At 70.2% G+C, this 8,573-nt stretch carries 9 protein-coding genes; 6 read left to right on the forward strand and 3 right to left on the reverse strand.

All coding sequences use genetic code 11. The annotated features are described in order from the left end of the window. The coding region (yidC, locus tag QH270_RS32095) for a membrane protein insertase YidC (RefSeq protein ID WP_280348303.1) at positions 1-922 on the reverse strand (922 nt) is incomplete at its 3' end. A 79-nt stretch (positions 923-1,001) separates the two neighbouring features. After that, positions 1,002-1,301 (reverse strand): DUF6412 domain-containing protein, encoded by a 300-nt coding sequence (locus QH270_RS32100; protein WP_280348305.1) that lies wholly within the window; start codon positions 1,299-1,301, stop codon positions 1,002-1,004. A 75-nt stretch (positions 1,302-1,376) separates the two neighbouring features. Between QH270_RS32100 and QH270_RS32105 the strand changes: the two genes are divergently transcribed. Then, complete coding sequence (locus QH270_RS32105) at positions 1,377-2,105, forward strand: TetR/AcrR family transcriptional regulator (protein WP_232999306.1); 729 nt, start codon at positions 1,377-1,379, stop codon at positions 2,103-2,105. 1 nt (position 2,106) lies between these two features. Here QH270_RS32105 and QH270_RS32110 read toward each other — a convergent pair whose 3' ends face one another. Further along, on the reverse strand, positions 2,107-3,285 hold the full coding sequence (locus QH270_RS32110) for a DUF418 domain-containing protein (protein WP_280348307.1): 1,179 nt from the start codon (positions 3,283-3,285) through the stop codon (positions 2,107-2,109). A 136-nt stretch (positions 3,286-3,421) separates the two neighbouring features. Here QH270_RS32110 and dop point away from each other — a divergent pair, with 136 nt between their 5' ends. The 5 genes from dop (at position 3,422) to pafA (ending at position 8,364) form a co-directional block, all read left to right on the forward strand. Next, positions 3,422-4,921, forward strand: a complete 1,500-nt coding sequence (gene dop / locus QH270_RS32115; protein WP_110041276.1) for a depupylase/deamidase Dop — start codon at positions 3,422-3,424, stop codon at positions 4,919-4,921. Between the two features lie 117 nt (positions 4,922-5,038). Further along, positions 5,039-5,233, forward strand: a complete 195-nt coding sequence (locus tag QH270_RS32120; RefSeq protein ID WP_067492090.1) for a ubiquitin-like protein Pup — start codon at positions 5,039-5,041, stop codon at positions 5,231-5,233. Continuing rightward, complete coding sequence (prcB, locus tag QH270_RS32125; RefSeq protein ID WP_280348309.1) at positions 5,230-6,075, forward strand: proteasome subunit beta; 846 nt, start codon at positions 5,230-5,232, stop codon at positions 6,073-6,075. The genes QH270_RS32120 and prcB overlap by 4 nt, the downstream gene beginning before the upstream one ends. Beyond that, positions 6,072-6,839 carry a proteasome subunit alpha gene (prcA, locus tag QH270_RS32130; RefSeq protein WP_280348311.1) on the forward strand — a complete coding sequence of 256 codons (768 nt, stop codon included), beginning with the start codon at positions 6,072-6,074 and terminating at the stop codon, positions 6,837-6,839. Before prcB ends, prcA begins: the two co-directional genes overlap by 4 nt. Before the next feature lie 166 nt (positions 6,840-7,005). Next, a complete protein-coding gene (gene pafA, locus QH270_RS32135) occupies positions 7,006-8,364 on the forward strand; it encodes a Pup--protein ligase (RefSeq protein WP_186817494.1) in 1,359 nt (452 codons plus the stop codon). Positions 8,365-8,573 lie beyond the last annotated feature (209 nt).

Here is an 8,573-nt window from a genome sequence, read left to right on the forward strand (position 1 = left end):
GCAGGTCGACGTCGCGGGCGCCCGCCGCCGGCGGCAGGGGCGGCGGGGGGGGGGGCAGCAGTGTGAAGCGCCCCGGGGGGGGGCCCGCGCCCCCCGGGGGCGCGTACTCCGCCGGGCCCGCCGCGGCCTCGGCGTCGAGCCCGCGGCGGATCAGATACTGCTGGCCACAGGTCCACGCCGCGTTGGTCGCGAAGTACACCAGCACCGCGATCGGCATGATCGCGCCGCTGACCAGCGCGCCCGCCGGGAACACCCACAGCGACAGCCGCCGCAGGATCGCCGCGGTGCCGTCCCCGGCCGGGGGCGTGAGTCGCGCGGTGAGGTGGGTCGTCAGCGCGGTGAGCAGCACCAGCGGGACGACCAGCGCGGCCACCGCCGCGAGCTGTTCGCCGGCGGCGGTCATGGTCGCCGACAGCGGCGCGCCGAAGACCCGGGCATCGAGGAACGCGTGCACCTCGGGCACCCCGAGCAGATAGTTCGCCGTAGCCCGGTTGGCCTCCACCGACAGGGGGGTGTCGGTCGAGGCGAACGGGCCGACCGCGTACGCGCCGGTGCGGTCGAACGAGCGCAGCACGTGGAACAGGCCGAGGAACACCAGCGCCTGCGCGAGCAGCGGGACCAGGCCCGCGAACGGGCGGACCCCGTGTTCGCGGTGCAGTGCCCGGAGCGCCTCGGCGTGCGCGCGCTGATCGTCGGCATGGCGGCGGCGGATCTTGTCGATCTCGGGTTGCAGGGATCGCAGCAGTGCCTGCGAGCGGGCCTGGCGCAGGGCGGGCACGATCAGCAGGGCCCGCACGGTGACGACGAGGGCGACCACGGCCAGTAGCCAGGCGAGTCCGTCGGCGGGGCCGAAGGGGACGGCGAAGAGCCGGTGCCAGCACCAGAGCGCGGCGGACACCGGGAAATAGACGATATCGAGCATGGCGGAACGACCTGTCCGGAAGGGCGCGCGAACGCACGCGGGGGAAGGGGATCACCGGATCCGACAGGCGCGCGGCCTGTCAGGGGTGGTCGTGTCCCGGGGCTCGTGGTCGTGGCCGTCCCGGGGCGTCCGGATTGCTCTGCGGCAGAAAGGCGCCGCGCAGGCGGCGCTGGGCCGATCGTGGTGGTCCCGCCGCGGCCCCCCGCACGGGAACCAGGCGGTGGCCGGTGAGCGCGACCAGCGCGCAGGCCATGGTCGCCGCGAGCGCGCCCGCGGCGAGCAGCTGCGCGGTCTCGCCGCCGGGCATGCTCACCAGGACGACGGCGGGCAACAGGTACGCGAGAACCGCGTAGACCGTGACCATCGCCGGGGATCGCATGCCGATGAGCATACCGAGCCCGGGTAACTGCGACGATGTGTCACGCGCACCCCCGGCACGCGTATCGTGACCACTGTGACCGCACCATCCGCTCAGCACGCGCAGCCCGTCGGCGACGGGCGGGCCACCCGTTGGCAGGGACACAAGGCCAAACGCCGTGCGGAGATGATCGACGCCGCCGTCGAAGTGATCGAGGAACACGGCGTCGAGATCTCGGTGCAGTTGATCGCCGAACACCTGGCCCTGCCGCGACCGGTGGTGTACCGCCACGTCGGCGGCCGCGCCGAGCTCGACGCCCTGGCCCGCCAGCGCATCCTGGAGCTGCTGCTCGCGGAGCTGCTGCCCGCGCTGCGCCCCGACGGCACGCTCAAGGACGCGGTGCGCGGCGCCATCGGCACCTACCTCGGCTGGATCGACCGCCATCCCAACCTGCACCGATTCCTCGGTGACGCCGCGCCCGAGGGCAGCGGCGCCAGTCTCGGTGGCGCGGGCCGCGAGGTCGGTGGTCAGCTGGCCGACATGTTCGCGGCGAGCTTGGCCCGCTTCGGCATCGACTCCGCCCGGGCCAGGCCGATGGCGTTCGGCATGGTCGGGCTCGTCGACGGTGTGGTGGCCAGCTGGCGTGCCGACGCGCAGCCGGTTCTGTCCACCGAGCAGATCCAGGGCATCCTGACCGAGTCGGTGCTGTCGCTGTTCGAGGGCAATGCCCGCAGTCTCGGCGTTCCGCTGCAACGGGATTCGCTGGTCTCCGACCTGCTCGTGGCGCCGGATGCGGCGCCACCGCCGGAGGAGCGTTTCCGCTGACTCACCCCGCCACCAGCTGATAGGTGCGGTGCCACAGCCATTCCACCGGACCGCGCTGGAAGCGGCGCAGCCACAGGTGGGCGAACAGGGTGATCAGGGCGACCACCAGCAGGTAGATCCCGATCGTGAACGGGACCCGCGCGGCCTCGGAGGTCCGGGCCGCCAGCCCGAAACCCCAGCCGTAGCACAGGATCCCGGCGATCAGGTTCTGCAGGATGTAGCAGCTGAGCGCGGTCCGGCCGACCTCGCCGAGCCGGGCGCCCGCGAATCCGACGCGCGGCCTGCGCAGGTAGAACTCCGCGACCGCGGCCAGGATGCCCAGCGCCACGAAGGGTGCGGTGCCGTAGCGGGTGAACAGGACCAGATCGCCGCCGCCGAAGACGCCGACCGAGAAGTCCAGCGGCGCGGCGACGGCGAAACCGATCACCATGAGCCGCTGCCGGATCCGCGCGCCCTCGGGCCGGAACACCCCGGCGTGGTAGAGGCGCGCGCCGAGCAGGAACAGCGCCACCGACATCGGGAACACCAGGATCGCCTCGAGCCGGAACGCCGCCGCGTTGTCGAGGCGGAACAGCACCAGATCCCAGAACGAGCCGTCGGCGTAGGGATTCGGGTCCAGCGGTGCCGAGGTGGCCCGCTCACCGTCGGGCGCGAAGGCCAGCGCGGCCGCGATCAGCGTGAGCATGCTGACGTGGATCGAGGCGGCCACGATCAGCCAGCGCCGTTGCGCCCGTTCGCTCGTCGCCAGCAGGTAGGCGACCACCAGACCGGTCACCGCGTACCCCATCAGCACGTCGAACTCGGCGACCAGCAGGAAGTTCAGCAGGCCGTCGAGGAACAGCAGCCCCGCCCGCCACGGATATTTCCCCGGCCAGCGCCGCCCGCCCCGGCGGGCCGAGGACTGCTGGATGGCCAGGCCGATGCCGAACATCACCGTCAGCAGGCCGAGGAACTTGCCCTGCGCCAGCTGCTGCAACACCCGCTCGGTCCACGCCCAGCCGTCCTCGGCCGCACCGCCCAGATGCTCGATATAGCCGACGAGTCCCGCGGGATCGGTGAAGATCCAGATGTTGGTGCCGAGCGTGCCCAGGATCGCGATACCGCGCAGGACGTCCAGCGCGATCACCCGGCCTGGTCGTTCGGCGGTTCCGGAGGCGAGTTGCTGCACGGATTCGCTCATGGACCGAGTATCGCGATGACCAGGGCGCGACCGGATCGCCCGCGAGGACCATCCGGGGTCCGCCGGGAGGGGGACCCGGGGGTCCCCTGGGCGGAGATGCGGGTGCGGGTCGGACGCGTCGCCTAGGCTCGTCAGCATGCAGCGCATCATCGGAATCGAGGTCGAGTACGGCATCTCGACCCCCACGGAGCCGACGGCCAACCCGATCCTGACCTCCACCCAGGCCGTGCTCGCCTACGCGGCCGCCGAGGGGGTGCCGCGGGCCAAGCGGACCCGCTGGGACTACGAGGTGGAATCCCCGCTGCGTGACGCGCGTGGTTTCGATCTGAGCCGGATGAGCGGGCCCGCCCCGGTGATCGACGCCGACGAGGTCGGCGCGGCGAACATGATCCTCACCAACGGCGCCCGGCTCTACGTCGACCACGCCCACCCGGAGTACTCCGCCCCCGAGGTCGTCGACCCGCTCGACGCCGTCATCTGGGACAAGGCGGGCGAGCGGGTGATGGAAGCCGCCGCCAGGCACGCCTCGAGTGTGCCGGGCGCTCCGCGCCTGCAGCTGTACAAGAACAACGTCGACGGCAAGGGCGCCTCCTACGGCACCCACGAGAACTACCTGATGAACCGCGACACCCCGTTCAGCCACATCATCGCCGGACTGACCCCGTTCTTCGTCTCCCGTCAGGTGATCTGCGGGTCCGGCCGGGTCGGCATCGGCCAGTCCGGTGACCACGCCGGTTTCCAGCTGTCCCAGCGCGCCGACTACATCGAGGTCGAGGTCGGCCTGGAGACCACGCTCAAGCGCGGCATCATCAACACCCGCGACGAGCCGCACGCCGACGCCGACAAGTACCGGCGCCTGCACGTGATCATCGGTGACGCCAACCTGGCCGAGATGTCGACCTACCTCAAGGTCGGCACCACCGCGCTGGTGCTCGACCTGATCGAGGCGGGCGAGGACCTCTCGGAGTTCCAGCTGGCCCGCCCGGTCACCGCCGTGCACCAGATCAGCCACGACCCGTCGTTGCGCGCCACCGTCGCCCTTGCCGACGGCCGTGAGCTCACCGGCCTTGCGCTGCAACGGCTCTACCACGAGCGGGTCGCCAAGTTCGTCGACCGCGAGGGCAACGACGATCCGCGCGTGCGCGACATCGTCGACAACTGGGCCATGGTGCTCGACCTGCTCGAGCGCGACCCGATGGAATGCGCCAACCTGCTCGACTGGCCCGCCAAACTGCGCCTGCTCGAGGGCATGCGCAGCCGTGAGGGCCTGGGCTGGGCCGCGCCCAAACTGCACCTGATGGACCTGCAGTACTCCGATGTGCGCCTGGACAAGGGTCTCTACAACCGGCTGGTGGCGCGCGGGTCGATGAAGCGGCTGGTCAGCGAGCAGGACGTGCTCGACGCCATGACCAACCCGCCCACCGACACCCGCGCGTACTTCCGTGGCGAGTGCCTGCGCCGGTTCGGCGCCGATATCGCCGCCGCCAGTTGGGATTCGGTGATCTTCGACCTCGGCGGCGACTCGCTGGTGCGCATCCCCACCCTCGAGCCGCGCCGGGGTACGAAAGCGCACGTCGGCAAGCTGCTCGACGCCGCGGAGTCGGCCGCCGAACTCGTCGACCAGCTCACCCACTGAGCCGAAAACCGGCACGACCGGGCGACAATCCGATCGCTAATCGACCATGTTGTCGGATCGGCTCGGTAGGGTTGAAGGACGAGCACGATCATTGAGTGGAAGAGGAGGTCGGCTGCCATGGCACAAGAGCAGACCAAGCGCGCCGGGGGTGGCGACGAGGACGAGGGGCCCGAGGGCGACGGCGCCGCAGGACAGGAGCGCCGCGAGAAGCTCGCGGAGGAGACCGACGACCTGCTCGACGAGATCGATGACGTGCTCGAGGAGAACGCCGAGGACTTCGTGCGGGCCTATGTGCAGAAGGGCGGCCAGTGACCTCAGGTGACCCGTTGCGCCTCCATGCCGGACAGGCGCTGTCCTCGTTCACCGAACATCTCCGTATGCACGCACCGGACCTGTTGCCCGCCAACAGGTTCGGTGTCGGCGATCTCACCGCCGGCGCGGACTTCGCGCCGCACGGCACCACCATCGTCGCGGTCAGCTACCGCGGCGGTGTGCTGATCGCGGGCGATCGCCGCGCCACCCAGGGCAACCTGGTGGCCTCGCGCGACATGGAGAAGGTGTACATCACCGACACCTACTCCGCCGCGGGCATCGCGGGCACGGCCGGGCTGGCCGTGGAGATGGTGCGGTTGTTCGCGGTGGAGCTGGAGTACTACGAGAAGATCGAGGGCGTCTCGCTCACCTTCGACGGCAAGGCCAACAAGCTGTCGAAGATGGTCAGGGACAACCTGCCCGCCGCGATGCAGGGGCTGGCGGTGGTGCCGCTGATCGTCGGCTACGACGACCAGGTCACCGACCCCGACAGGGCGGGGCGCATCGTCTCGTTCGACGTGGTCGGTTCGCGCAGCGAGGAACGGTTCGGCTACACCGCGGTGGGGTCGGGCTCGATGTTCGCCAAGTCCTCGCTCAAGAAGACCTATCGCCCCGGTCTCGACCAGGATCTCGCCCTGCGGATCGCGGTCGAATCGCTGGTCGACGCCGCCGACGACGACACCGCCACCGGCGGGCCGGACCCGCTGCGCGGGATCTACCCGACGGTGGTGCTGATCGACGCCGACGGCGCGGTCGAGGTGGACGAGGAACGACTCGGTGCGGTCGCCACGGCCATCGCGGCCGACCGGAGTGCCGCGCAGAACGGGGGTGCCAGCGCATGACGCTGCCGTATTACGCGTCCGCCGAGCAGATCATGCGGGACAAGACCGAGCTCGCCCGCAAGGGCATCGGTCGGGGTCGCAGCGTGGTCGTGCTGGTGTACGACAAGGGTGTGCTGTTCGTCGCGGAGAACCCGTCGGCGACCCTGCACAAGATCAGCGAGCTCTACGACCGCATCGGTTTCGCCGCGGTCGGCAAGTACAACGAGTTCGAGGCTCTGCGCCGGGGCGGCATCCTGCAGGCCGACCTCAAGGGATACCAGTACGACCGGCGCGATGTCACCGGTCGTTCGCTGGCCAACCTCTACGCGCAGAGCCTGGGGTCGATCTTCACCGATCAGCTCAAGCCCTACGAGGTGGAGTTGTGCGTCGCCGAGGTCGGGTATCCGGAGCAGGCGTCCGCCTCGGTGCTGTACCGGATCACCTTCGACGGGTCGATCGTCGACGAACGTGAGTACGTCGTCATGGGTGGCACCACCGAGCCGATCCTGACGGCGCTCAAGGCGGCCTACAAGCCGGGTCTGAGCCTGGACGAGGCGCTGAAGGTGGCGATCGGGGCACTGCAGGCGGGGCAGCCGGAGGCGGACAAGGACAAGCGCGCCCTCGGTGTCGCCTCGCTCGAGGTCGCCACCCTGGAGCAGTCCCGCCCGCGCCGGGCGTTCCGGCGGCTGCAGGGCGCCCCGCTCGAGCAGGCGCTGGCCGGAACCACGGGCCAGCAGGTCACCGAGGTGGCGCTGCCCGAACCCGAGGACGGCGCGGGGGAGTAGTCACCGCCGTCACGATCATGGTCGGGCCCGCGAACCAGCACGGTTCGCGGGCCCGACCGCGTCCAGGTCACCGGGTCGTTCGCTGTCCGAATCGTTGTGAACACGTATGCGAATGGGATGTCCGGAGCGCCGCGCGGGCACTGGTCATGGCTGTAGTGTCGATAGTGTGCAGCGACGAATCATGGGGATCGAGACCGAGTTCGGTGTGACATGCACCTTCCACGGTCACCGTCGGCTGTCCCCCGACGAGGTGGCCCGGTACCTGTTCCGCCGGGTGGTGTCCTGGGGCCGTAGCTCTAATGTCTTCCTTCGCAACGGTGCCAGGTTGTACCTCGACGTCGGATCGCATCCCGAGTACGCGACGGCCGAATGCGACAGCCTGGTGCAGCTGGTCACCCACGACCGGGCCGGTGAGCGGGTGCTCGAGGACCTGCTGATAGACGCCGAACAGCGGCTCGCCGAGGAGGGTATCGGCGGCGACATCTACCTGTTCAAGAACAACACCGACTCCGCGGGCAACTCCTACGGCTGCCACGAGAACTTCCTCGTGGTGCGGGCGGGCGAGTTCTCCCGGATCTCCGATGTGTTGCTGCCGTTCCTGGTCACCCGCCAGCTCATCTGCGGTGCGGGCAAGGTCCTGCAGACGCCGAAGGCGGCCACGTTCTGCCTGTCGCAGCGCGCCGAGCACATCTGGGAGGGCGTCTCCTCGGCGACCACCCGCTCGCGGCCGATCATCAACACCCGCGACGAGCCGCACGCCGACGCCGAGAAGTACCGGCGCCTGCACGTGATCGTCGGCGACTCCAACATGGCCGAGCCGACCACCATGCTCAAGGTGGGCACGGCGTCGCTGGTGCTGGAGATGATCGAGGCCGGCGTGTCCTTCCGCGACTTCGCCCTGGACAACCCGATCCGCGCCATCCGCGAGGTCAGCCACGATCTGACCGGCCGCCGTCCGGTGCGGCTGGCCGGCGGGCGGCAGGCCAGCGCGCTCGAGATCCAGCGCGAGTACTACGCCCGCGCGGTCGAGCACCTGCGCAATCGCGACCGCGATCCGCAGGTCGACGCGGTGGTGGACCTGTGGGGCCGCACCCTCGACGCGGTGGAGGCGCAGGATTTCGCCAAGGTCGACACCGAGATCGACTGGGTGATCAAGCGCAAGCTGTTCCAGCGCTACCAGGACCGCTACAGCATGGAGCTGTCGGATCCGAAGATCGCCCAGCTGGACCTGGCCTACCACGACATCAAGCGCGGCCGCGGCGTGTTCGACCTGCTGCAGCGCAAGGGCCTGGCCAAGCGGATCACCGAGGACGAGGCCGTCGACGCGGCGGTCGAGACCCCGCCGCAGACCACCAGGGCCAAGCTGCGCGGCGATTTCATCACCGCCGCCCAGGAGGCCGGGCGCGATTTCACCGTGGATTGGGTGCATTTGAAGTTGAACGATCAAGCACAGCGCACCGTGTTGTGCAAAGATCCGTTCCGGTCGGTCGACGAGCGCGTCGACCGCCTGATCGCCTCGATGTAGGCGACACCCCCGGACGGGGGGACAGATGACGGGACCGGCGGCGCATGGGAGCGAAGGCGTAGGCGCCACCGGTCCCGTCGTGGTTAGCGGGCGCAGCCGACGCCGCCCCCCGTCGCGTAGGTGGCGCCGCGCCCCGCGATGGACGCGGTCAGGGCCCCTTAGAAGCTGTGGTCGGGGCTCAACGCCGGCCCCCCCCCCCCGCCCAGGGC

The sequence above is a fragment of the Nocardia neocaledoniensis genome (assembly GCF_029868625.1).
Lineage (GTDB): Bacteria > Actinomycetota > Actinomycetes > Mycobacteriales > Mycobacteriaceae > Nocardia > Nocardia neocaledoniensis_A.

Excerpts from the sequence above, each read along its gene's own strand:
- QH270_RS32100 (WP_280348305.1), bottom strand. The coding sequence starts at position 1,301 with ATGCGATCCCCGGCGATGGTCACGGTCTACGCGGTTCTCGCGTACCTG.
- QH270_RS32110 (WP_280348307.1), bottom strand. The coding sequence starts at position 3,285 with ATGAGCGAATCCGTGCAGCAACTCGCCTCCGGAACCGCCGAACGACCA.
- dop (WP_110041276.1), top strand. The coding sequence starts at position 3,422 with ATGCAGCGCATCATCGGAATCGAGGTCGAGTACGGCATCTCGACCCCC.
- QH270_RS32120 (WP_067492090.1), top strand. The coding sequence starts at position 5,039 with ATGGCACAAGAGCAGACCAAGCGCGCCGGGGGTGGCGACGAGGACGAG.
- prcA (WP_280348311.1), top strand. The coding sequence starts at position 6,072 with ATGACGCTGCCGTATTACGCGTCCGCCGAGCAGATCATGCGGGACAAG.